General features: G+C 66.1%; 23 protein-coding genes and 1 tRNA gene. 10 read left to right on the forward strand and 14 right to left on the reverse strand.

Annotated features, from left to right (window positions below; all coding sequences use genetic code 11):
• The first annotated feature begins 73 nt into the window (after positions 1-73).
• Together DFR43_RS02410 and DFR43_RS02415 are read left to right on the forward strand one after the other, a co-directional pair.
• Positions 74-1,534: a S41 family peptidase gene (locus DFR43_RS02410; RefSeq protein ID WP_133595769.1), complete on the forward strand. Its 1,461-nt coding sequence runs from the start codon at positions 74-76 to the stop codon at positions 1,532-1,534.
• Entirely contained in the window at positions 1,531-2,280 is a 750-nt protein-coding gene (locus DFR43_RS02415; RefSeq protein ID WP_133595770.1) for a HesA/MoeB/ThiF family protein, read from the forward strand. The genes DFR43_RS02410 and DFR43_RS02415 overlap by 4 nt, the downstream gene beginning before the upstream one ends.
• On the opposite strand, the gene DFR43_RS02420 is transcribed toward DFR43_RS02415, so the two are convergent.
• From DFR43_RS02420 to DFR43_RS02445, 6 genes are all read right to left on the reverse strand, one after another.
• Complete coding sequence (locus tag DFR43_RS02420; RefSeq protein WP_133595771.1) at positions 2,281-3,153, reverse strand: DUF429 domain-containing protein; 873 nt, start codon at positions 3,151-3,153, stop codon at positions 2,281-2,283.
• Between the two features lie 10 nt (positions 3,154-3,163).
• Positions 3,164-3,589, reverse strand: a complete 426-nt coding sequence (locus tag DFR43_RS02425; RefSeq protein ID WP_133595772.1) for a BLUF domain-containing protein — start codon at positions 3,587-3,589, stop codon at positions 3,164-3,166.
• Positions 3,590-3,592: 3 nt separating this feature from the next.
• Positions 3,593-4,318, reverse strand: a complete 726-nt coding sequence (gene folE, locus DFR43_RS02430) for a GTP cyclohydrolase I (protein WP_133595773.1) — start codon at positions 4,316-4,318, stop codon at positions 3,593-3,595.
• A gap of 89 nt (positions 4,319-4,407) precedes the next feature.
• Positions 4,408-5,649, reverse strand: coding sequence for a cardiolipin synthase ClsB (gene clsB, locus DFR43_RS02435; protein WP_342776089.1), 1,242 nt, complete (start codon positions 5,647-5,649; stop codon positions 4,408-4,410).
• Positions 5,640-6,371 carry an endonuclease/exonuclease/phosphatase family protein gene (locus DFR43_RS02440; RefSeq protein ID WP_133595774.1) on the reverse strand — a complete coding sequence of 244 codons (732 nt, stop codon included), beginning with the start codon at positions 6,369-6,371 and terminating at the stop codon, positions 5,640-5,642. Before DFR43_RS02440 ends, clsB begins: the two co-directional genes overlap by 10 nt.
• A 126-nt stretch (positions 6,372-6,497) precedes the next feature.
• Positions 6,498-6,740 carry a TIGR04438 family Trp-rich protein gene (locus DFR43_RS02445; protein WP_133595775.1) on the reverse strand — a complete coding sequence of 81 codons (243 nt, stop codon included), beginning with the start codon at positions 6,738-6,740 and terminating at the stop codon, positions 6,498-6,500.
• Between the two features lie 127 nt (positions 6,741-6,867).
• Here DFR43_RS02445 and DFR43_RS02450 point away from each other — a divergent pair, with 127 nt between their 5' ends.
• The 3 genes from DFR43_RS02450 to DFR43_RS02460 all read left to right on the forward strand — a co-directional run bounded on the left by DFR43_RS02450 (position 6,868) and on the right by DFR43_RS02460 (position 8,085).
• Positions 6,868-7,173 carry a c-type cytochrome gene (locus DFR43_RS02450; protein WP_133595776.1) on the forward strand — a complete coding sequence of 102 codons (306 nt, stop codon included), beginning with the start codon at positions 6,868-6,870 and terminating at the stop codon, positions 7,171-7,173.
• Positions 7,174-7,376: 203 nt separating this feature from the next.
• The gene (locus DFR43_RS02455; protein WP_133595777.1) at positions 7,377-7,670 is read left to right on the forward strand and encodes a type II toxin-antitoxin system Phd/YefM family antitoxin; all 294 of its coding nucleotides are present in this window, start codon (positions 7,377-7,379) and stop codon (positions 7,668-7,670) included.
• Between the two features lie 16 nt (positions 7,671-7,686).
• Positions 7,687-8,085 (forward strand): type II toxin-antitoxin system RelE/ParE family toxin, encoded by a 399-nt coding sequence (locus DFR43_RS02460; RefSeq protein WP_133595778.1) that lies wholly within the window; start codon positions 7,687-7,689, stop codon positions 8,083-8,085.
• A 213-nt stretch (positions 8,086-8,298) separates the two neighbouring features.
• Here DFR43_RS02460 and DFR43_RS02465 read toward each other — a convergent pair.
• The 6 genes from DFR43_RS02465 to cysS form a co-directional block, all read right to left on the reverse strand.
• A tRNA-Ser gene (locus DFR43_RS02465) sits at positions 8,299-8,391 on the reverse strand.
• A 36-nt stretch (positions 8,392-8,427) separates the two neighbouring features.
• On the reverse strand, positions 8,428-9,711 hold the full coding sequence (locus DFR43_RS02470) for an aspartate kinase (RefSeq protein ID WP_133595779.1): 1,284 nt from the start codon (positions 9,709-9,711) through the stop codon (positions 8,428-8,430).
• Positions 9,712-9,778: 67 nt separating this feature from the next.
• Positions 9,779-10,768, reverse strand: a complete 990-nt coding sequence (tilS, locus tag DFR43_RS02475) for a tRNA lysidine(34) synthetase TilS (protein WP_342776090.1) — start codon at positions 10,766-10,768, stop codon at positions 9,779-9,781.
• A 31-nt stretch (positions 10,769-10,799) separates the two neighbouring features.
• Positions 10,800-11,783: an acetyl-CoA carboxylase carboxyltransferase subunit alpha gene (locus tag DFR43_RS02480; RefSeq protein ID WP_133595780.1), complete on the reverse strand. Its 984-nt coding sequence runs from the start codon at positions 11,781-11,783 to the stop codon at positions 10,800-10,802.
• 35 nt (positions 11,784-11,818) lie between these two features.
• On the reverse strand, positions 11,819-12,445 hold the full coding sequence (locus DFR43_RS02485) for a DNA-3-methyladenine glycosylase family protein (RefSeq protein ID WP_133595781.1): 627 nt from the start codon (positions 12,443-12,445) through the stop codon (positions 11,819-11,821).
• 6 nt (positions 12,446-12,451) lie between these two features.
• Complete coding sequence (gene cysS / locus DFR43_RS02490; protein WP_133595782.1) at positions 12,452-13,831, reverse strand: cysteine--tRNA ligase; 1,380 nt, start codon at positions 13,829-13,831, stop codon at positions 12,452-12,454.
• A 125-nt stretch (positions 13,832-13,956) separates the two neighbouring features.
• Between cysS and DFR43_RS02495 the strand changes: the two genes are divergently transcribed.
• From DFR43_RS02495 to DFR43_RS02515, 5 genes are read left to right on the forward strand one after another with little or no spacing between them, the layout of a single operon-like run.
• Positions 13,957-14,529: a tetratricopeptide repeat protein gene (locus tag DFR43_RS02495; protein ID WP_211338584.1), complete on the forward strand. Its 573-nt coding sequence runs from the start codon at positions 13,957-13,959 to the stop codon at positions 14,527-14,529.
• A 51-nt stretch (positions 14,530-14,580) separates the two neighbouring features.
• A complete protein-coding gene (locus tag DFR43_RS02500; protein WP_133595784.1) occupies positions 14,581-15,168 on the forward strand; it encodes a peptidylprolyl isomerase in 588 nt (195 codons plus the stop codon).
• Positions 15,169-15,170: 2 nt separating this feature from the next.
• Positions 15,171-15,677 (forward strand): peptidylprolyl isomerase, encoded by a 507-nt coding sequence (locus tag DFR43_RS02505; protein ID WP_133595785.1) that lies wholly within the window; start codon positions 15,171-15,173, stop codon positions 15,675-15,677.
• Positions 15,678-15,718: 41 nt separating this feature from the next.
• The gene (locus DFR43_RS02510; RefSeq protein WP_245988804.1) at positions 15,719-16,468 is read left to right on the forward strand and encodes a UDP-2,3-diacylglucosamine diphosphatase; all 750 of its coding nucleotides are present in this window, start codon (positions 15,719-15,721) and stop codon (positions 16,466-16,468) included.
• The gene (locus DFR43_RS02515) at positions 16,465-17,337 is read left to right on the forward strand and encodes a M90 family metallopeptidase (RefSeq protein ID WP_133595787.1); all 873 of its coding nucleotides are present in this window, start codon (positions 16,465-16,467) and stop codon (positions 17,335-17,337) included. Before DFR43_RS02510 ends, DFR43_RS02515 begins: the two co-directional genes overlap by 4 nt.
• Here DFR43_RS02515 and DFR43_RS02520 read toward each other — a convergent pair.
• Both DFR43_RS02520 and DFR43_RS02525 read right to left on the reverse strand, forming a co-directional pair.
• The gene (locus DFR43_RS02520) at positions 17,315-19,870 is read right to left on the reverse strand and encodes a DUF349 domain-containing protein (protein ID WP_245988805.1); all 2,556 of its coding nucleotides are present in this window, start codon (positions 19,868-19,870) and stop codon (positions 17,315-17,317) included. The genes DFR43_RS02515 and DFR43_RS02520 overlap by 23 nt on opposite strands.
• A 112-nt stretch (positions 19,871-19,982) precedes the next feature.
• Complete coding sequence (locus tag DFR43_RS02525; protein WP_133595789.1) at positions 19,983-20,645, reverse strand: CBS domain-containing protein; 663 nt, start codon at positions 20,643-20,645, stop codon at positions 19,983-19,985.
• Positions 20,646-20,670 lie beyond the last annotated feature (25 nt).

A 20,670-nucleotide genomic window follows, 5' to 3' on the forward strand; every position in this document is an offset into this window, starting at 1 on the left:
ACCGAAGCCGCCCGGCCTCCTCCAAGGTGTATATTGCCAAACAATCCCGGTGCACCCGGTCGAAGGTTGAGACATGGGCCAGAAATTGAAAATCGCAGGTTGGGTGGCGATCGGCGCCTTGGCGGGCGCCCTCACCACGGTTCAGTTGCAGGCGGTGGCGCGGGGCGCCATGTCGCCCCTGCCGCTGGAAGAGCTCCAACAACTGGCCGCCGTCTTCGGCATGATCAAGACCGATTACGTCGAGCCGGTGGATGACCGCAAGCTCATCACCGACGCCATCTCGGGCATGGTGTCCGCGCTGGACCCTCACTCCCAGTACTTCGATGCCAAGAGCTTTCGCGAATTCCGCGAGGGCACGAGCGGCCGCTTCGTCGGCGTGGGCATCGAGATCACCATGGAGGACGGACTGGTCAAGGTCGTCTCCCCCATCGAGGACTCGCCGGCCTTCCGCGCGGGCCTCAAGGCGGGCGACCTCATCACCAAGATCGACGAAACCCCGGTCAAAGGGCTGACGATCAACGAAGCGGTGCGGCGCATGCGCGGCGAGCCCAACACCCGCGTGACGCTGACCATCTTCCGGCGCGATGAAAACCGCACTTTCCCGGTGACCATCACGCGCCAGGAAATCCGCACCCAGAGCGTGCGCGGCCGCATCGTCGAGCCCGGCTACGCCTGGTTGCGGGTGTCGCAGTTCCAGGAGCGCACGGTCGAGGACTTCGCTCGCCGGCTCGAAGCCATCTACCAGGAAGACCCCAACCTCAAAGGGCTGGTGCTGGATCTGCGCAACGACCCAGGTGGCCTGCTGGATGCGGCGGTGGCCTTGTCGGCGGCCTTCCTGCCTGAGAACGTGGTCGTGGTCACCACCAACGGCCAATTGCCGGAAAGCCGCGCCACGTACCTGGCTTCGCCGCGCTACTACCTGCGCCGAGGCCAGCCCGACCCCATCCGCCGCCTGACCGAAAACACCAACGGCTTGTTCAAGCGGATTCCGCTGGTCGTGCTGGTCAATGAAGGCTCTGCCTCGGCCAGCGAGATCGTGGCGGGCGCCCTGCAAGACCATCGCCGCGCCACGATCATGGGCAGCCAGACATTTGGCAAGGGATCGGTGCAGACGGTGCGGCCGCTGGGCCCGGACACGGGGCTGAAGCTGACCACCGCCCGCTACTACACCCCCAGCGGGCGCACCATCCAGGCACGCGGCATCGTACCGGACGTGTGGCTCGACGAAACCGCGGAGGGCAACCTATTCTCAGCCCTGCGCACCCGCGAAGCCGATCTGGACAGCCGCCTCAACAGCGGCCGCGAGCTCAGCGAAGCCGAACGCGCCGCCGAGCGCCAGCGCGAGCAGGAGCGCGAACAGGCCCGCCAGCGTCTGGAGGAAGAACAACGCCGCAACCCCGGCCAGCGCCTGCTGCCGGAGTTTGGGTCGGACCAAGACTTCCAGCTCCGTCAGGCGCTCAACCAGTTGCAAGGCAAGCCCGTGATCGTCAGCCGCACGGCCACCGAACGCACCGAGCCCAAGGCCGAGAATTGAACGACGAACAGCTGCTGCGCTATTCCCGGCACATCCTGCTCGACGAACTCGGCATCGAAGGGCAGGAGCGGCTGCTGGCCTCGCACGCGCTGGTCATCGGCGCCGGTGGCCTCGGCTCGCCGGTGGCGCTGTATCTGGCCAGCGCAGGCGTGGGGCGCATCACGCTGGTGGATCATGACCGGGTGGACACCACCAACCTGCAACGGCAGATTGCCCACAACTTGGAACGCGTCGGCCAGCCTAAGGCGGTCTCGGCACGCACCGCCATGCAGGCCATCAACCCGGAGGTGCGGATTCAGACGGTGCTGCAACGCGCCGATGCGGCTGCGCTGGACGCCCTCGTGCCCCAAGCCGATGTGGTGCTGGACTGCACCGACAACTTCGCCACGCGCCATGCGGTCAACCGGGCCTGCGTTCGCCACCGGGTGCCTCTGGTTTCGGGCGCGGCCATCCGCTTTGACGGCCAGCTGTCGGTGTACGACCCCCGGGACGCCTCTTCCCCGTGCTACGCCTGCGTCTTCCCCGATACCGAAGGGCTGGAGGAGACGCGCTGCGCCACCATGGGGGTGTTCGCGCCGCTGGTCGGCATCATCGGCACCATGCAGGCCGCCGAAGCCCTGAAATTGCTCTCGGGCATGGGGTCGAAGATGGTGGGCCGCCTGCTCATGCTCGATGGGCGCGAGCTCGCCTTTCACGACGTGCGGCTCGCGCGCACGCCCGGCTGCCCGGTCTGCGGCCAGGCCTGATCACGCGGCAGCCCATCCCCCAGCGCCCACGATCCAACCTTCCAGCGGATCACAGGCCGGCAGCCCATAGCGCGGATGGCCACAGGCATGCTGCCGCCAGCCCCAGGCCGCTTGCACCAAGCACAGCACGGCATCGATGGCATCGCCCTGCGCATCTTCGATCAGGGCCTCGCGCCCCGCAGGGGACACCCTCAGCCGGGCCCCGATGGCATGCAGCGGCGCGGCCTGGCCCGTCTCCAGCGCATGCAGCAGGTCTTTGCGGGCCAGCAGCCGATCGGGCGTCTGCCGCGAACGGTCATCGCTCTTGTAGCTGCGCGAGCCCAGCACTTCCCGGGCCACCAGTCCGGGGTAAGCCTCCAGCGCCACCCGGCAGGGGTCGCCAGGGTGCAGGCCGGGCAGGCTCACGCCGGCATCGATCAAGCGCGCCACGCCGGCATGCAACATGAAAGCCACGGGCGGATTCACCCATTTCATGCTCGGGCTGGAACCGGCGGGGCCATCGGTGGCCCGATGCGCGAACTTGCTCCCCACCGGCCTGGAGCGGCAAAACGCCGCGAAACGTTCGCGAATCTCGGCGCGCTGCAGCGACGCATAGTGGCGCATGCAGGCCAGCCACTCGATCGGCCAGCCCAATGCCTGCACCAGTTCTCTGGGCAAGCCCAAAGGCAGGTCGAAGCCGCCGACCCAGTGCCCTGGCGCCCGCAGCCAGTCGGCCCAAGCGTCCAGCGACTCCAGGCGGTGCAGCCCATCGAGCACCAGCAGCGCCGCCGACCCACGGGCCTCCCAGCGCCCCTGCGCCAGCACGATGGGCTTGCGCCGGCTCGGCGCGCTCGTGAAATCGCAGCCCCAAAGCCCAGGCAACCCCGCCGCCATGTGAGCGCCGTCAGGCCCGCCCGATGATGCTGGCCGTGGCCATGAGCTCTTCCAGCAGCGCCAGCGAGACCTTGCCCGAGACGCTGTAGGGATCGAACTCCGGCCGCTCGGAATATTTCAGCACGATGGAGGTGTTGAGCTTGCTCAGATTGACCTGCCCCATGGTCCAGCCACCGAAACGGCGCTCGGATATCTCCTCGTAGTGCAGGAGTTCGATGTCGGTGTGGCGCGGGTCTTCGATGATGTGGTTGTAGAGCTGGTTGACCGCGCGGCGCCCGCCTTCGATGGCCTGCACGAAGATGCCGCCCCCATAGCACAGGATGCCGGTGATGCCGTTTTGCAGATTGTGGTGGCGTGCCGCTGCCAAGATCGATTCGATGGCCTCGGTGCTGTCCTTTTCCACCGCACGGCTGACGTAGAGAAGGCGAACCAACATGGCTTACTTGCCTCGTGGAATGAGTGAGAGGAATTCGCGGCGCAGGTTGCTGTCTTTGAGGAACACGCCGCGCATCACGGAATTGATCATCTTGCTGTCCATGTCCTTGACGCCACGCCAGGCCATGCAATAGTGGCTGGCCTCCATCACGATGGCCAGGCCGTCAGGCTGGGTCTTTTCCTGGATCAAGTCGGCCAATTGCACCACGGCCTCCTCCTGGATCTGCGGCCGCCCCATCACCCACTCGGCGAGCCGGGCATACTTGCTCAATCCGATCACGTTGGTGTGCTCGTTGGGCATGATGCCAATCCAGATCTTGCCGATGACGGGGCAAAAATGGTGGCTGCAGGCACTGCGCACCGTGATCGGCCCGACGATCATCAGCTCATTGAGGTGCTCGGCATTGGGAAATTCGGTGATGCTCGGCGCCTTCACATACCGTCCGGCAAACACCTCTTTGAGGTACATCTTGGCCACGCGACGGGCGGTGTCCTCGGTGTTGTGGTCGTTGGCGGTATCGATCACCATGCTGTCGAGCACGGCCTGCATCTTCTGGGCCACTTCGTCGAGCAAGGCATCGAGCTCACCGGGTTGGATGAAATCGGCGATGTTGTCGTTCGAATGAAAGCGCTTGCGCGCCGCCTGGATGCGCTCGCGGATCTTGACGGACACGGGCGTGCCCTCGTCGTGGTGGACGTCGGTCATGGTGTCTTGGGTCTTCATCAGCATGCAGGCATGGTAACACCCTCGTCGGTCAGGCCGGCATTCCCCCAGACTGCGGGGGGATGTCGGCCCACCTCGGCAAGGGCAGTCACCGGTCAGTAACGGTGGCCGGTGAGAAACAGCACGGTCCGCATGACGGCAAACGCAATGCGGTCGCGCCAGCGCTGGTGCCAGGGCCGGGCCTGCAACTGCTCCAGGCACAAGCGCCTGCCCTGCTCCCGCATGAGGCGATCCAAATGGTCGCGCAACTGGCGGGCAAAACCGGCGTCGGTCGTCACCACGTTGGCTTCTCGGGCCAGCAACAGGCTCAGCGGGTCCAGATTGGTCGAGCCGACCGTCGCCCAGCGGCCATCGACCACCGCCACCTTGGCGTGCAAGGCGCTGGGGGCGTACTCGTGGATTTCGACCCCTTCTCGCAACAGCCGTAGATGCACAGGGCGCGCGGTGTGATATTGCAAAAAGCGCTCGTACTTGCCTTGCAACAGCAAGCGCACCCGCACGCCACGCTGCACCGCCAGGATGAGCGCCCGGCGCAGGCGTCGCCCCGGAATGAAATAGGCATTGGCGATGACCACCTCCTCGCGCGCCTCGCCGATCGCCTTCAGGTAAGCCTTCTCGATGTCATGGCGGTGGCGCACGTTGTCACGCAGCAGCAGCGCCGCATCGGCCTGGTGCGCATGCAAGGCTTGCTCGCGCGAACCCGGCTGCGCATCGGGCTCCCACCAGGCCCAGGGCTCGATGTAGGGCAGCCCCTCCAGCAAGGCGTGCCAGGCCGCGCGAAACTCGCGCTGGCGCGCCGCGCGCAACGCCTGCAGGCGCCACCACAACTGCTCCATGGTGTCGAGCATGTCGGCCACGAGCGGCCCGCTGACTTGCAAGGAAAAATCCAGCCGGGGCGCCTCCAATCGGCCCAGCACGATGTCGTCGCGGTCATCGATGAGGTTGATGCCGCCACAAAACCCGATGAGGCCATCGACCACGCACAGCTTGCGATGCAACCGCCGCCAGCGGCTCGGGATCAGCAGACCAAGCCGCCCCAGCGGCTGATAAATGCGCCACTGGACCCCAGCCTGGTTGAAACGCGCCACCCACTGCGGCGGCAACGCCGGCGTGCCCACGCCATCGACCACGAGGCGCACCGTCACCCCGCGCAGCGCGGCCCGCTCCAGGGCCTCGGCCACCTGCAAGGCGTCATGGGCAAACTCGAAAATGTAAGTTTCGAGATGGATGAGCCGCTGCGCCCTGTCCATCGCCTGCACCATCGCCGGAAACAAGGCCGCGCCGCCTTCGAGCAGGCGCAGACGGTGCCCTGGCCGCATCGTTGGCTTCAGTCCCACGCCAGCTCCGCGATCAAGGGAAGATGGTCAGACATGCGCCGCCACGCCCTACCGTGCGGCACATAGGCATGAATGGGGCGCAGGCCACGGGCATAAATGCGGTCCAGGTTCAGTAACGGCAAACGGGCCGGAAAGGTGGGCAAGCGCATGTCCTCGAAAGTATGCAGCCCGAATTCGGCCATGGGCCGGTGCAAGCGGGCTTCCCAGTCGTTGAAATCCCCCGCCACGATCAGGGCCTCCTGGGCGGGCACGTGCGCTTCCACGAAACGCCGCAACGCCTGCACCTGCCGCTCGCGGCTGGCATGGATCAAGCCCAGATGCACCACCACCACATGCAGCGGGCGCTCGTGCGCCTGCACGGTCACATGCAGCAGCCCCCGCTGCTCGAAGCGGTGATCGGAGACGTCCTGATGCTGCTGCGCCAGCACCGGCCAGCGGGTCAACAACGCGTTGCCATGGTCCCCATGCCGGGTCACCGCATTGGTGTGATACACCGCCTCGTAGCCCTCGGGCGCCAGAAAATGGGCCTGCCCCTCGACAGGCCAATGGGCAAAGAGCCGCTGCATGCGGCGGTTGACGCCGCGCACTTCCTGCAGGCAGACGACGTCGGCATCGAACTGCTCGACGGCATGCACCAGGTTATGAATTTCCAGCCGGCGCGTGGGGCCCAGCCCCTGCACGCCTTTGTGGATGTTGTACGTTGCCACGCGAAGGGTGTTCATGGCCGTTTTTTTTAACCTCCAATGCGCCCACCAGCACGGCCCTGGCCGCGCCCGATTGAAGGCATGGACACGGCATCCCCCTCAAAATTCCCGCGCTGGCCCAAGCCCCAGCGGTCAGACAGGCTATCAGAAACGCCGTGAACGAAACCCCTTGAGCCGCTCGCGGCTTTCCTCCTGGCGCTGCTTCTTGCGCCGCTCCTCTTTCTCCATGGCCTTGCGGCTGGTGTAGCCCGATGCATCGGCAATCCACCACCACAGCGCCGCCAGGGCAAACGGCGACAGCACCCACCACCAACTCCAGTCGGTCACCGGAGCCACGCCGGCCCACTTCAGGCCCATCAAAATCAAACCCAAGACCAACAAATACATGACGCATCAACCTCCTGTAACCCGGGCCGTATCGATTGCAACAAGTGGTAATTTCACACCGGAAAGCATGGACACCCCCGGTAGAATTCCATCGTCCCATCCCTCATTCTCACCCAAGGAAGACATCATGAAACGCGCACTCCTCATCTTGGCCGCCAGCACCGTGGTCGCAATGCCCGCGCTGGCCGACGAAGCCTTGGCACGCGCCAAGAACTGCATGGCCTGCCACGCCGTGGATAAGAAACTGGTGGGCCCCTCCTACCGCGACATCTCCGCCAAGTACGCGGGCGACGCCGGTGCCGTGGCTCGGCTGGCCACCAAGATCCAAAAAGGTGGCTCCGGCGTGTGGGGCGCCATCCCCATGCCGGCCAACCCGCAAGTCAGCGACGCCGAAGCCCAGAAGCTGGCCGCCTGGTCACTGAGCTTCCGCTGATTTTCGCCACTCCCCTCGCCTCGCGCCTGAGCGGCGCAGGCGGTGGCGGAGAAACACCCCAAAGCCCGGCCCTAGAGCCGGGCTTTTTATGCTTTCCCCAGTCATGATGGCTGGGCGTCTTGCGACCGAATGGTGGATAGGATCATGGACAAATAGCTAAAGTTGTGCAAAATTTTGCACTATCTTTGTCTGAAAGAAGCCCCATGACCCTCTCCGTCAATGACGTGATCCCCTTGTCGCACGCCCGTGCCCACTTCTCGGAACTGGCCGAGGATGTCAGGCGTGGCGCTGAAAAGCTCATCACCAAAAACGGCGAGGCCTATATCGCCATGATCGACGCTCAACGCCTGGACTACTACCACCGGCTAGAGCGCGAGCGCATCCACCTGCTGCTGATTGACGAAGCCTCCAAGGGCCTGGAGGACGTGAAGGCAGGGCGTACACAAGATGCGCGCGCAGCGCTGACCGCCATCCAACAGCGACGCGCGGCGGCTTGAATACGGCTGTCATGCCATGACCCGCCGCGTGGCCATCCAACTCACCGCCAACTTCGAGCGGAACCTGGCCGATATCGAACATTTCCTGACCGAGGCTCAAGCCCCTGAGGCATTCGACGGACTGATTGAGGAATTGCTCGGGACGGTGCTGCCCAACCTGGAACGGTTCCCCGATCTGGGTCGCCCCTTTTTCAGCCGCGCCACCGGCTCAGCGGAGACCTGCATCGCCGCCGATGCGCTGAAAACCAGGCTGAATGCCCTGGCGGGCACCTCGTCGGTCAGCTTGCGCGAATACGTGATGAGCCACTATCTGGTGCTGTATATGCAAGCGGAAGATACCCTTTTCCTGCTTTCCATCAAACACCACAAGCAACTGTCATTCGACTTCGAGGGGCATTGGGGCCGCGGTGCCTGAGCGACTTGTTGCATCACCAATGCGGGAGACCTTCCCCCTCGCACGGCACGGCGACTCGGCAAGCCTGAAATCCCTCAGATGCCTGCCAATGAGACGGGGATTCGAGGACTCTGCCGGGATCACAGCCAGGAACCTGCAACAAAAAGCCCCGCAGACTGCGGGGCTTCACTGTGCGCTTATTGACGCCAATTAGCCCGCCTAAAGGGCGGGCATTGGCGGAGTGAGAGGGATTCGAACCCTCGATGCGGCTCTACACCGCATACTCCCTTAGCAGGGGAGCACCTTCGGCCTCTCGGTCATCACTCCGGAACGCAATATTATGCCTCAAAAACCGGGGCCGACTCAGCGGTTGCCCAAAGAATCGACCGGTTGATCCAGATCGAACTCGCGGTGCAGGGCACGCACGGCCAGTTCCATGTATTTTTCGTCGATCACGACCGAGGTCTTGATTTCGGAGGTGGAGATCATCTGGATGTTGATGCCTTCTTCGCTGAGGCAACGGAACATCCGGCTGGCCACGCCGACGTGACTGCGCATGCCAATGCCCACGATGCTGACCTTGCAGATCTTGGCATCTCCCACCACCTCGGCCGCGCCCAGTTTGGGCGCGACCTGGGTTTTGAGCAGGTCCAGCGTCTTGGCCAGGTCGTTGCGGTGAACGGTGAAGCTGAAATCGGTCTTGCCGTCCTTGCTGATGTTCTGGATGATCACATCCACTTCCACATTGGCGTCGGCCACGGCGCCCAGGATCTGGTAGGCGATGCCAGGGGTGTCGGGCACGCCCAGGACGGTGATCTTGGCCTCATCGCGGTTGAAGGCAATACCGGAAACGACGGCTTGTTCCATGGATTCGTCATCCTCAAAAGTGATCAGGGTGCCCGAGCGGGCTTCTTCGTTCAGGTCGATGTCCCAGGGGGTGAAGCTGGACAACACGCGGATGGGCACGCGGTACTTGCCGGCAAACTCCACCGAGCGAATTTGCAGCACCTTGGAACCCATGCTGGCCATCTCCAGCATTTCCTCGAAGCTGATACGCTCCAAGCGCCGCGCTTCGGGCACGATGCGCGGATCGGTGGTGTAGACGCCATCGACGTCGGTGTAAATGAGGCACTCGGCCGCGCCAATGGCCGCGGCGACGGCCACGGCAGACGTGTCGGAGCCGCCACGACCCAGCGTGGTGACATTGCCCGCGGCATCGATGCCCTGGAAGCCGGTGATGATGACCACCTTGCCAGCGGCCAGCTCGGCCTGGATGCGGGCGTCGTCGATGGATTCGATGCGGGCCTTGGTGTAGGCGTCGTTGGTGCGGATGGGCACCTGCCAGCCGGTGAAGCTCACCGCTTCCAGCCCTTCGGCCTGCAGGGCGATGGCCAGCAGGGCCGACGAGGCTTGCTCGCCGGTGGCGGCGAGCTGGTCAAGCTCGCGGTAGTAGGCGGTGCCGGGTTTTTCGGGGGCCACTTCCTTGGCCAGCGCCAGCAAGCGGTTGGTTTCGCCGCTCATGGCACTGGGCACGACCACCATCTGGTGGCCGGCACGGTGCCACTTGGCGACACGTTTGGCGACGTTGCGGATGCGCTCGGTCGAGCCCATGCTGGTGCCGCCGTATTTGTGAACGATCAGTGCCATGAAATACCAGTTACGCGCCGGATGGAGACATTTTTGCGACGCCGGCGACCTGACGCAAAGCTTTAGATTATAAGTTCGGGCCAGCCGCCCCCTCATCGGGCTTATACAGCAACACCTCACCCTGGCGCCACAGGTAGCCCTGGCCGACCCGGAGGTGGATGCGGTGGCCTCGGGTGCGGCAGGCGGCAATCTGCCGCAGGACCTGCTGCAATTGGGCTTCGCTGGCCTGGCGCGCGCCGGCTTGGCGCAACCAGAGCCGCAGCACATTGGCCTGCCGCGGCTCGCTGAGCGCTTGCAGGCGCCGGATGTTGGGCGGCTGACCGATGGCCTGGAGATCGGCTTGGGCCATCTCTTCCAACAAGGCCTGGGCCTGCGCGGCGTGGCGTGCGCTGCGGGCGAATGTCTGGGCAAAAGCCGGAAAGCTTTCCTGCAACACCGGCAGGAGCCGATGGCGGATGCGGTTGCGGGTGTGGCGCTGATCCTGGTTGCTCGGATCGTCCACGTATGACACGCCGTGCGCATCCAGCCAGGCGCGCAGCGCCGCGCCATCGACATCGAGCCAGGGGCGCAAGAAGCCGATGCCGTGACGCCGCATGTGCCGTGGCATGCCCGCCAGCCCAGGCAATCCCGCGCCGCGCGTCAAAGCCAGCAGCAGGGTTTCGACCTGATCCTGCCGATGATGGGCCAGCCAGACGGTGCTCGCCCCTGCCTCGCGGGCCAGACTGGCCAAAGCGGCGTACCGGGCCTCGCGCGCCACCGCTTCGAGGCTGTCGCGGGCAGCGGGGGTGGGCCGGACCTGGCGCACCCGCAGCGGGATGCCCCAATCGGCGCAGACACGGCGAACATGGCGCTCGAAATCGGCAGCGGCCGGTTGCAGATTGTGATTGACGTGCAAGGCGCACACGCGCTGGGGCCACAAACGCCAAGCGGCCAACAACAGGGCGGTGGAATCGGCGCCGCCGCTGTATGCCACGGCCACGGGACCCTGCTCACCCGCCGTCTGCGAATCCGCCAGGCGCTGCAGCGCCGCCATGCCGGGATGCGAAGACCAATCCACGGCGCCATGAGGGGCGCTGGCGCCCACGGCATCAACCCTTGCGGCTGTCGGCCTTGGTGTCGTTGAAGCGGCCGTAGCTGTTGAGGCGGGCGTGACGGCGTTCCAGCAGTTCCTTGGGCTTGAGGTCGGCCACCTGCCGATAGGCGTCGTTCAGCGCCCGCTTGAGGAAAGCCGCCATCTGCTTGTGGTCCCGATGGGCGCCCCCCACGGGCTCGTTGACGATTTTGTCGATCAAGCCCAGCGCTTTGAGGCGATGCGCGGTGATGCCCAGAGCCTCGGCGGCCTCGGCGGCACGCTCGCTGGTCTTCCAGAGGATGGAGGCGCAGCCTTCAGGGCTGATGACGGAATAGACGGCGTACTGCAGCATCAGCACTTGATCGGCCACGGCGATGGCCAGCGCGCCGCCCGAGCCCCCCTCGCCGATGATGGTGGAGATGATCGGCACCTCCAGCTGCGCCATCTCGAAGATGTTGCGGCCAATGGCTTCGGACTGGCCGCGCTCCTCGGCGTCGATGCCCGGGTAAGCCCCCGGCGTGTCCACGAAGGTGAACACGGGCAAGCCGAATTTTTCGGCCAGTTTCATCAGGCGCAGGGCCTTGCGATAGCCTTCGGGGCGGGTCATGCCGAAGTTGCGCGCGGTGCGTTCTTTGGTGTCGCGGCCTTTCTGGTGGCCAATCACCATGCAGGGCTGCCCGTTGAACCGCGCCAGCCCGCCCACGATGCTCAGATCGTCGGCGAAGTGCCGGTCGCCGTGCAATTCCACGAAGTGGGTGAAGATTTCGCGCACATAGTCCAGCGTGTAGGGCCGGTCGCTGTGGCGGGCGATTTTGGTGACCTGCCAAGGGGTCAGGTTGCTGTAGATGTCCTTGGTGAGCTGCAGGCTCTTTTTGCTCAGCTGCTCGATTTCCTCGGAAATGTCCACGGCCGATTCGGTCTGGACGTAACGCAGTTCTTCGATTTTGGCTTCCAGCTCCGCAATGGGCTGCTCGAAGTCCAGAAAGGTTTTCTTGGCCAAGGTATGACTCCTGTGGTCGTGCAAGGGCGCAGCGCTCAGTAGGCCACCGGCACCGGATCCAACGAGCGCCAAATATACCAAGTCGCCACGCTGCAGTATGGCGCCCAGGCAGCGGCGACTTCCCGCGCATCGCTGCGGCTGACCGGGTCGCCCGAGAAGTAGTTGAGGCTGATGCCCCGGATCAGGCCCACGTCGTCGAGCGGCAGCACATTGGGGCGCATCAGGTAGAAGATGAGGAACATCTCGGCCGTCCAGCGACCGATGCCACGGATGGCCACGAGCTGCTTGATGATGGCTTCGTCATCCATGCCGGGCCAGTCGTCGGGGCGCAGTGTCCCGTTGTCGAAATGCAGGGCCAGATCCACCAGGTACTCGACCTTGCGGGCACTCAGCCCGGCGGCGCGCATGTCATCGACTTTCAGACGCAGCAACTGCGCCGGCTCCATGGTCGGCATCAGGGCGGCGAAGCGGTCCCACACGGCCTGCGCGGCCTTGACGGAAATCTGCTGGCCAATAACGCTGCGCGCCAGGGTGGTGAACGGGTCGCCGCGGGACTGCAGGCAGGCGTTGGGAAACTGCGGGATGAGTTTGTTCATCACGCGGTCGCGCTGCATAAGGTGGTCGCAGGCGGCGGACCAATAAGGGGGGGTCTTCAGGGTCATCGCGGATCAGACCCGTTCCCACGTGGTGCCCTGGGGGCCGTCTTTGAGTACGATGCCTTGGGCCAGCAGGGCTTGGCGAATGGCATCGGCCTCGGCCCAGTTCTTGGCGGCCTTGGCCGCTGCCCGGGCGGCGATCTGGGCCTCGATGGCCGCTTCGTCCAGGCCGCCCACGCCCCCGCCTTGCAGGTAGGCTTTGGGGTCTTCCTGGAGCAGGCCCAGAATGGCGCCGAGGGCCTTGAGCAGGCCAGCGAGCGCCGGGTTGCGGCTGCGGTTGACTTCGGCGGCGAGCTCGAACAGCACGGCCACCGCTTCGGGGGTGCCGAAGTCGTCGTCCATGGCGGCCTTGAACCGCTGGGCATGGGGGTCGCTCCAGTCGATGGCCACGGCCTGCGCGGGCACCGCATCCAGCGCGGTATACAGGCGCTTGAGCGCGGAGCGGGCATCGTCGAGATGGGCGTCGCTGTAATTGAGCGGGCTGCGGTAGTGGGCCCGCAAAATGAAGAAGCGCACCGTCTCGGCGTCGTACTTTTGCAGCACCTCGCGGATGGTGAAGAAGTTGCCCAGGCTCTTGGACATCTTTTCGTTGTCCACCCGCACGAAGCCGTTGTGCATCCACACCGTGGCCAACGCCTTGCCCGTCGCGCCCTCGCTCTGCGCGATTTCGTTTTCGTGGTGCGGAAACTGCAGGTCGGCACCACCGCCGTGGATGTCGAAGCTCTCGCCCAGCATTTCACAGCTCATGGCCGAGCATTCGATGTGCCAGCCCGGACGGCCCAGCCCATAGGGGCTGTCCCATTTGGCCTCGTCGGGCTCGCTGGGCTTGGCCGCTTTCCACAGCACGAAGTCCAGCGGGTCGTGCTTGCCGTCGTCCACGGCCACGCGCTCGCCGGCGCGCAAGTCGTCCAGGCTCTTGCCCGAGAGCTTGCCGTAGCCCGGGAACTGGCGCACGGCGTAGTTCACGTCGCCGTTGGGGCTGCGGTAAGCCAGGCCTTTGGCCTCCAGCGCCTCGATCAGGCGCAGCATCTGCGGCACGAATTCGGTGGCGCGCGGCTCGAACGTGGGCCGCTCGATCTTGAGGGCGTCGGCGTCTTCGTGCAGCGCCTGCACCATGCGGTCGGTCAGACTGCGGATGGTCTCGCCGTTTTGCAGGGCGCGGGCGATGATTTTGTCGTCGATGTCGGTGACGTTGCGCACATAGGTGACGCGGTAGCCGCTGGCCTTGAGCCAACGCTGCACCACGTCGAACGCCACCATCGAGCGGGCGTGGCCCAGGTGGCAGAGGTCGTACACCGTCATGCCGCAGACGTACATGCGCACATGCCCCGGTTCCAGGGGCTCGAAGGGATCTACGCGGCGCGTCAGGGAGTTGAAAATACGCAGAGTCATCAGCAGGAGCGGGGAAAAACACCCCTCAGATACAATCTTTCGAGTATATCGGGGTCCTCTGACATCGGGCGGTGAGGTGCATGGCACATGTGTCCGCCGCGCTTGGGGCCCGTCGTCTGTCACCCATGAGCACGCACACGCTTTCTGCCCCCCTTCCCCGCCTCTGGACGACCCGGCTGGCCGCCCCCCTCATCGCGCTGGCGGCTCTGGCCGGCGCACTCGCCAGCCCCGCCGCGCTGGGGCAGGACGCCCCCTATGACCGGGTGCAGCGCCTGATCCAGGCGGGTGAATGGACCGCGGCCATGACAGAGGCCGAATCCTGGCTGAGCCAGAACCCGCGAGATCCGCAAATGCGCTTCATGCAGGGAGTGATCCAGCAGCAGCGCGGCGAAGCCGACGCCGCCTTGGCCACCTTCCTGGAGCTGACCCGCAGCTATCCCGAACTGCCCGAGCCGCACAACAACCTGGCCGTGCTGCACGCGGCCGCGGGCCGGCTGGGCGAAGCCCGCGAAGCGCTGGAAATGGCAATCCGCCTCAACCCGCAATATGCGATTGCCCACCGCAACCTGGGCGACGTGTACCTGCGTCTGGCGGAAAATGCGTTTCGCGCCGCCTTGAGCCACGCCCCGGGCTTGCCGGATGCCAGCCGCAAATTGCAGGCGGTCGAGCAGTTGCTGGCCGCGCCGGCGAGCCGCTGAGGGCTTGGCCTGTCGATTTTTTCGCCCGTTTTGCCGTTTTCGAACCGCCCCATGACGAACCGCCGCTTCTTCCATCGCCTGGCCGCCCTGACGCTGATCGCACCGACCTTGTGGGGCAGCAGTGCGCTGGCGCAAAGTCAGCCGCCCCGCGTCACCCTGCAGACCAGCCTCGGCGCGATCGTGCTGGAGCTCGACCCCCAGCGCGCGCCGCAAACCGTGGAGAACTTCCTGCAATACGTGCGCGACGGCCACTACGACGGCACCATTTTTCACCGGGTCATCGCCGACTTCATGATCCAGGGCGGCGGGTTCACGGCCGACATGCGGCAAAAGCCCACGCGCGAGCCCATCGCGCTGGAGTCCCGCAATGGGCTGAGCAATCTGCGGGGCACGGTGGCCATGGCACGCACCTCTGCCCCCCACTCGGCCACCGCCCAGTTTTTCATCAATGTGAAAGACAATGCCTTCCTCGACCAGGCCCAGGCCCGGGACGGGCACGGCTATGCCGTGTTTGGCCGGGTCGTCTCGGGCATGGACGTGGTGGACCGCATCCGCGTCGTGCCTACCACGCGGCACGGCCTGCATGCCGACGTGCCGGCCCAACCCGTCACCATCCTCAAAGCCACTCTGGAGAACTGAACATGGCCAACCCCCAAGTCGAACTGCACATCAGCGGCCACGGCGTGATCACCCTGGAACTCGACGCCGACAAAGCCCCCAAGACCACGGAGAACTTCCTGGCCTATGTGACCAGCGGGCACTATGACAACACCATTTTTCATCGCGTGATCGACGGCTTCATGATCCAGGGCGGCGGCTTCGAGCCCGGCATGAAGCAAAAGCCGACGCGCGAGCCGATCGAGAACGAAGCCCACAATGGCCTGAAGAACGACAAATACACCATCGCCATGGCCCGTACCCAGGCCCCGCATTCAGCCACGGCGCAGTTCTTCATCAACGTGGCCGACAACGGCTTTCTCAACCACACCTCGCCCTCGCTGCAAGGCTGGGGCTATGCCGTGTTCGGCAAAGTCATTGGCGGCACGGAGGTGGTCGATGCAATTCGCGCCGTCAAAACGGGGCGCCGCGGCTTTCACGACGACGTGCCGGTGACCGACGTGGTGATCGAAAAGGCGGTCGTGCTCTGAACACCTGGACCACCCTCGAAGCCCGGCCCGAATGGCGTCGGGTGGATGTGATCTCGGACCTGCACCTGCAGGCCCATGACCCTGCCACGGCCGCGGCCTGGCGCAGCTACCTGGGCCGGGGTGGGTTCGATGCGCTCATCATCCTGGGCGATCTGTTCGAGGTGTGGGTGGGCGATGACGTGCTGGACCAAGCCAGCGACGCGCCCGAGCACCGTTTCTGGCACGCCTGCGCGGCCGCCTTGCGCGCCGCGAGCCGCCACGCGCCGGTGTACGTGATGCGCGGCAACCGGGACTTTCTGCTCGGCGCGGGCTTCGCCCAGCATGCCCAGGTCACGCTCCTGGATGACCCCTGCGTGCTGGCCTTCGGGCCTCAGCGCTGGCTGTTGACCCATGGCGACGCCTGGTGTCTGGCAGACACCGAGTATCAAGCCTTCCGGCAGACCGTCCGCAGCCCCGAATGGCAAGCGGCATTCTTGCAACGCCCCCTGGCCGAGCGAGAGGCCATCGCCCGGCAGCTGCGCGATGCCAGCCAGGCCCGCCAATCCATGCAGCAAGCCGCCCACCTGCCCTGGGCCGATGTGGACGATGCCACCGCCCTGCATTGGCTTGAAACCACCGGTGCTCAGCACCTCATCCACGGCCATACTCACCGCCCAGCCGCCCACAATCTGGGTCGAGGCCACTGGCGACTGGTGCTCAGCGACTGGGACGCATCCGCCCAGCCCCCCAGAGCGCAGCGCCTGAGCCTGGACGCCGGTGGGGGCTGGCACAGACACGCCGAAGTGGCATGAGTCCCCTGCCCGAACGCTGGCTGCGATGCTGGCGGCACAGCCGCGTCGGCCGAACGCTGACCCGATGGCTCGGCGGCGCCCCCGAGATTCCCGACGGGATGTGGCAACGGGCGCTTCGGGCCCAGCCCGTCGTGGACAACCTGACGGTGGCCGAAAAGCGACAGCTTCAGATGCTGTGTCAACGCTTTCTGGCCGACAAGGAATTCAGCGGTGCGCAGGGCCTGGCCATCACCGACGACATGGCGCTGGCGATCTCGATCCAGGCGTGCCTGCCCTGGATTCATTGGGGGCTGGAGGGACTGGACTGGTACCGGGGGTTTGTGGGAATCGTGGTGCACCCGGATGAGGTGGTGGCCCAGCGCGAGGTGGTGGACGACGCCGGCGTGGTGCACCGCTACCGGGAGGCCCTGGCCGGCGAGGCCATGCACGGCGGGCCGGTGATGTTGGTCTGGTCGCATGTGGCAGGTGCCCGGCAGGACGCTGCGGTCGGCCGCAACCTGGTGATCCACGAGTTCGCCCACAAGATCGACATGCGGCACAAGTCGCGCCATGAAGCGGCAGACGGTTGCCCGCGCCTGCCACGGGGTTTCATGGGGCTGTCACCGCCAGCGGCCGAACGTCTGTGGCGCCAGACCTGGGGGCAGGCCTATGAGGGGTTCATCCGGCAGGTGGAGATGAGTGCGCGCTTTGGTGCCCCGCCCCCTTGGCTGGACGCCTACGGCGCCACTGATCCGGCCGAGTTCTTTGCCGTCTCGTGCGAGGCTTACGTGGTCAACCGGCCCCGCTACGCGTTGGAATTCCCCACCTTGCTGCCGCTGCTGGATGCGTTCTTTCGGCACCCTGCCTTCAGCGGCGCAGCAGCGCCTTGAGCGCGGCCTGCAACCGCTTGGCGGCCTGTGCCTCGTAGGCGCTGGACAGGACCGTGGCCACGTCTTGCGCCCAGGTGTCGGCAGGAGCAGGATCGTGGCGGCGCGTGAGCAACTTCAGTTGCAACGCGCGCCGGTCGTCGAGGTGGGCGGCTGGGGTGGGCACATCGGCCGCGATTTCCAGCCGCAGCAGGCTTTCGGCGCTGCGGGCCTGAGCCTCGGCACTGGGGGCAGCGGCCAAGGCGTTGACCCAGGACGCGCGGGCAGCCGCCACGGCCTTGCCACCCAGCGCCTGGGCCGGCGGGACGGCATCGGCCGCACGCTGCTGCCAGGCATGAAGGAGTTGCATCAGTGCTTCGCCATGCGCTTGCGCGGCCAATTTGCGCAGCACCTGATCGGCCTGCTCCATCGCCTGGCGCTGCGCCCGGAAAACCGCATCGCTCAGGCGAGGGCCGCGGGATTCCCGCAGCGCGCGGCCGCCGGAGCGATCGGGCCGCTGGCGTCCGGCCTCGGCATCCCGCCCGGCCGGACGTGCCGCCGGCAGGCCTTTGCCGACGCCAGGGCGGTCGTCTCCGCGCATGGCCACCAGCTTGCGCGGGGCCGCCTGAGATGGGGTGGGATCGATGGGCGCATCGGCTGCCGGCTCTGTGGCTGGCGCCGGATCGGCACCCGTCTGGGCGGGCGTCACCGCCTCCTGGCGCATGGCGGCCTGCACAGCCGCCATGGCCGATCGGATCTGCTGCGCGTCGCCGCTGGCCGTGGCGGCTTCGAGCGCCCGCACGGCATCCAGCACGGCCTGATCGTGGGCATGCAGGGCCTCGACCGCCTTGTCCCGCGCCGCCGACTTGCGCGCGAACGCTTCATCAATGGGCTGACGGAACGCTTCCCAGAGCTTTTGCTCTTGGCGTCGGTCCAGCGGCACGGCGTGCGCCTCTTGCTGCCAGCGCTGCTGCAGGGCCTTGACGGCATCGACCCGCAGCGCCGGTGACTGGGCCAATTGGCGGGCTTCTTCGATCAGGGCTTGCCGGCGCTGGACGCTTTCGGCCTGGGCGGCTTCCAGCCGCTCATGAGCCTGGGCCATGGCCGCTTTCCACAGCGGATGCACCTCGGCAAACAACTTCTCGCTGAGGTGCCCGGCCTGGCGCCAACGCTCGGAGAAGGCGTGCAGATCGCGCACTTGCTGCTTCCAGTCGGTGGCATCGGCATGGGCAGCCGTCCATGCTTTGACCTCCTCGATCAGCGCCAGACGCTGCGCGCGGTTGGCTTCGTTTTGCTGTTTCAACTGGCCAAGCCAAGCCTCGACCACCTTGTGCGCTTCGTTGCAAGCCTCGTCGAACTTCTTCCACAGGGCATGGTTGGGCGCGCCGCCCTGATCGACGGTTTTCCACTGCTCGCGCAACTGGCGCAAGGTTTCCTGCATTTTCCGGCCACCCAGGCGTTGCCCCTCGGGGCTTTGGGTCAAGGCCACGGCCTTGGCCAGCAATTCTTCGCGCAATTGATCGGCCCGCCAGCGCTGCCAGCCTTCGAGCTCGCCGCTCTTGGCGAGCAGGGCCTGCGCCTGGGCCTCCACGGCGGCGGGGATGTGGCGGCCATGTTCTTTGAGGGCCTGGCGCAATTGCGCCGCCGCCTTGGGGGCGGCCTTGACATGCCCTTCGGCGAGCTCTTTGTCCAATGCCTCCATGGCCACGGTGACCGCCCGCACGGCCTGCGCCTGACGGGCCGCCAATTCGGTCGGATCCACGGCGGCAACGGGGGCCGGAACCACTTCGCCACGGGCAGCGCGCAACTCATCGGCCCACACGGGCACCGCGGGCAAGGGGGCCTGGGGATCGGCCGCGGCGGCGATGGCCTGGGCCAGGGCCGCTTCAAAGGCTTCCCAGACGATGCCCAACTGCTGACGGGAACCGTCCAAGGCATTCTGGTGCCGGGGTTCGAGGCTGGCCCAGCCAGCGTCTTGCATGAGCGCTTGCGCCTGGGCTTGCCAGTTCGCCACGTCCTGCCGCAACGAGTCCAGCGCTGCCTGCGCCTCTAGCCAGGACTTGGTGGACAACACCTCGATACGCTGGGCCAACAGCACGGCGGCCTCCTTGGCCACCAGCACGCGGTGTTGCAGGTCTTCGATCGCCTTCATGCGCTCGGCCAGTTGCTGGCGCAGGCTGGCCAGCGGCTCGCGCGACAGGGGCGCTCCCGCCTTGGCGGCGTCGCGCTGCCAAGCCATGGCATCGGCCAGATTGAGCCGAGGCTGCGCCAACAAGGCGCGCGCCCGGGTCGCCCACTCTTCGGCCATGGCGTCCTGCGCCTTGGCCCGGCGGATGTCGTCGAGCCGCTCTTTGAGGAGCTTGGCCGCGCCCTTGTCACGCTGAGACATCTCGCGGTACACCTCGGCCAAGGCGTCGGCATCGGGCTCGCTGGCCAGCCACTCGCGCAAGCGTGCCGCACGCTCGCCGGAAGTGGGCGCGGAGAAAGCGCCGCCGGTGCGTGCGTCGAGCTGTTGGAGATCGGAATGAGCGGCAGAGGTCTTGTCGGAAAGGTTCACGGCAACGGTAAGCAAAGGCTTGCAATGACAGACGCTTTGCGCACAACAGGGGGTGCGCAGCACGGCAAATCCGTATTGTCGCCGGTTTCAGGCCGTGCGCAGACGCAGACCCTCAACCCGCCCACAGATCGAGCGGCGGATCGTGAACGACGGCCTTGAGGATGTCGCTGCGCGAGACGAAGCCCAGCAGGCGGCCATCGGCATCGACCACCGGCAGGCCCTGCAGGCCGGTATCGAGCAGCGCCTGGGCCAAGCGGCGCAAATCGGTGTCGGGGCTGACGCAAGGCACGGGCGAGACCATGACCTCGCTGACCGGCTGGGCCAGCAGGGCCTGCCAGACGAGGGCGTGTCCCCCGGGTTGCGGCAGACGGTCCGGCTGCATCAATTCGGCACGCGACAGCAGCCCCACCACGGCCCCCTCGGCGTTGAGGACGGGGGCCTGCCCCACCCCGTGCTCGTAAAGCGTCCACCAGCCCTCGCGCACGTTCATGTCTTGCCGCACCACCACGGCGCGTCGGCTCATCACGTCGGAGACGATTTGCAGCGGACGCCGCTCGGTGGGCGGATGCTGCACCCTGCCGTAGGCCGAAAGGGCCTGCTGGGCAGGGCGGCTCTCGGCCTCTGCGGCCACGGCGGGGGGCGGCTCGGCGGCCGGCCGATCCAGATCAGGGGTCAGGGCGCGTGCGCGCCCGGCCCGCAGGGTTGGGGCCACTTTGCGCATGTCTTCCAGCGGGCCGCGGTACATCAGCCCGGACGTGCCGTAGATCGCAAACATCGCACACCTCTCTGCGGCCATTATG

The organism is Tepidicella xavieri (genome assembly GCF_004363315.1).
GTDB classification, from domain to species: Bacteria; Pseudomonadota; Gammaproteobacteria; order Burkholderiales; family Burkholderiaceae_C; genus Tepidicella; species Tepidicella xavieri.

Excerpts from the sequence above, each read along its gene's own strand:
- DFR43_RS02470 (WP_133595779.1), bottom strand. The coding sequence starts at position 9,711 with ATGGCACTGATCGTTCACAAATACGGCGGCACCAGCATGGGCTCGACC.
- DFR43_RS02460 (WP_133595778.1), top strand. The coding sequence starts at position 7,687 with ATGACCCGCCGCGTGGCCATCCAACTCACCGCCAACTTCGAGCGGAAC.
- folE (WP_133595773.1), bottom strand. The coding sequence starts at position 4,318 with ATGCTGATGAAGACCCAAGACACCATGACCGACGTCCACCACGACGAG.
- DFR43_RS02495 (WP_211338584.1), top strand. The coding sequence starts at position 13,957 with ATGAGCACGCACACGCTTTCTGCCCCCCTTCCCCGCCTCTGGACGACC.
- DFR43_RS02455 (WP_133595777.1), top strand. The coding sequence starts at position 7,377 with ATGACCCTCTCCGTCAATGACGTGATCCCCTTGTCGCACGCCCGTGCC.
- DFR43_RS02445 (WP_133595775.1), bottom strand. The coding sequence starts at position 6,740 with ATGTATTTGTTGGTCTTGGGTTTGATTTTGATGGGCCTGAAGTGGGCC.
- DFR43_RS02410 (WP_133595769.1), top strand. The coding sequence starts at position 74 with ATGGGCCAGAAATTGAAAATCGCAGGTTGGGTGGCGATCGGCGCCTTG.
- DFR43_RS02425 (WP_133595772.1), bottom strand. The coding sequence starts at position 3,589 with ATGTTGGTTCGCCTTCTCTACGTCAGCCGTGCGGTGGAAAAGGACAGC.
- cysS (WP_133595782.1), bottom strand. The coding sequence starts at position 13,831 with ATGACTCTGCGTATTTTCAACTCCCTGACGCGCCGCGTAGATCCCTTC.
- DFR43_RS02525 (WP_133595789.1), bottom strand. The coding sequence starts at position 20,645 with ATGTTTGCGATCTACGGCACGTCCGGGCTGATGTACCGCGGCCCGCTG.
- DFR43_RS02515 (WP_133595787.1), top strand. The coding sequence starts at position 16,465 with ATGAGTCCCCTGCCCGAACGCTGGCTGCGATGCTGGCGGCACAGCCGC.
- DFR43_RS02500 (WP_133595784.1), top strand. The coding sequence starts at position 14,581 with ATGACGAACCGCCGCTTCTTCCATCGCCTGGCCGCCCTGACGCTGATC.
- DFR43_RS02505 (WP_133595785.1), top strand. The coding sequence starts at position 15,171 with ATGGCCAACCCCCAAGTCGAACTGCACATCAGCGGCCACGGCGTGATC.
- DFR43_RS02450 (WP_133595776.1), top strand. The coding sequence starts at position 6,868 with ATGAAACGCGCACTCCTCATCTTGGCCGCCAGCACCGTGGTCGCAATG.
- DFR43_RS02420 (WP_133595771.1), bottom strand. The coding sequence starts at position 3,153 with ATGGCGGCGGGGTTGCCTGGGCTTTGGGGCTGCGATTTCACGAGCGCG.
- DFR43_RS02440 (WP_133595774.1), bottom strand. The coding sequence starts at position 6,371 with ATGAACACCCTTCGCGTGGCAACGTACAACATCCACAAAGGCGTGCAG.
- DFR43_RS02485 (WP_133595781.1), bottom strand. The coding sequence starts at position 12,445 with ATGACCCTGAAGACCCCCCCTTATTGGTCCGCCGCCTGCGACCACCTT.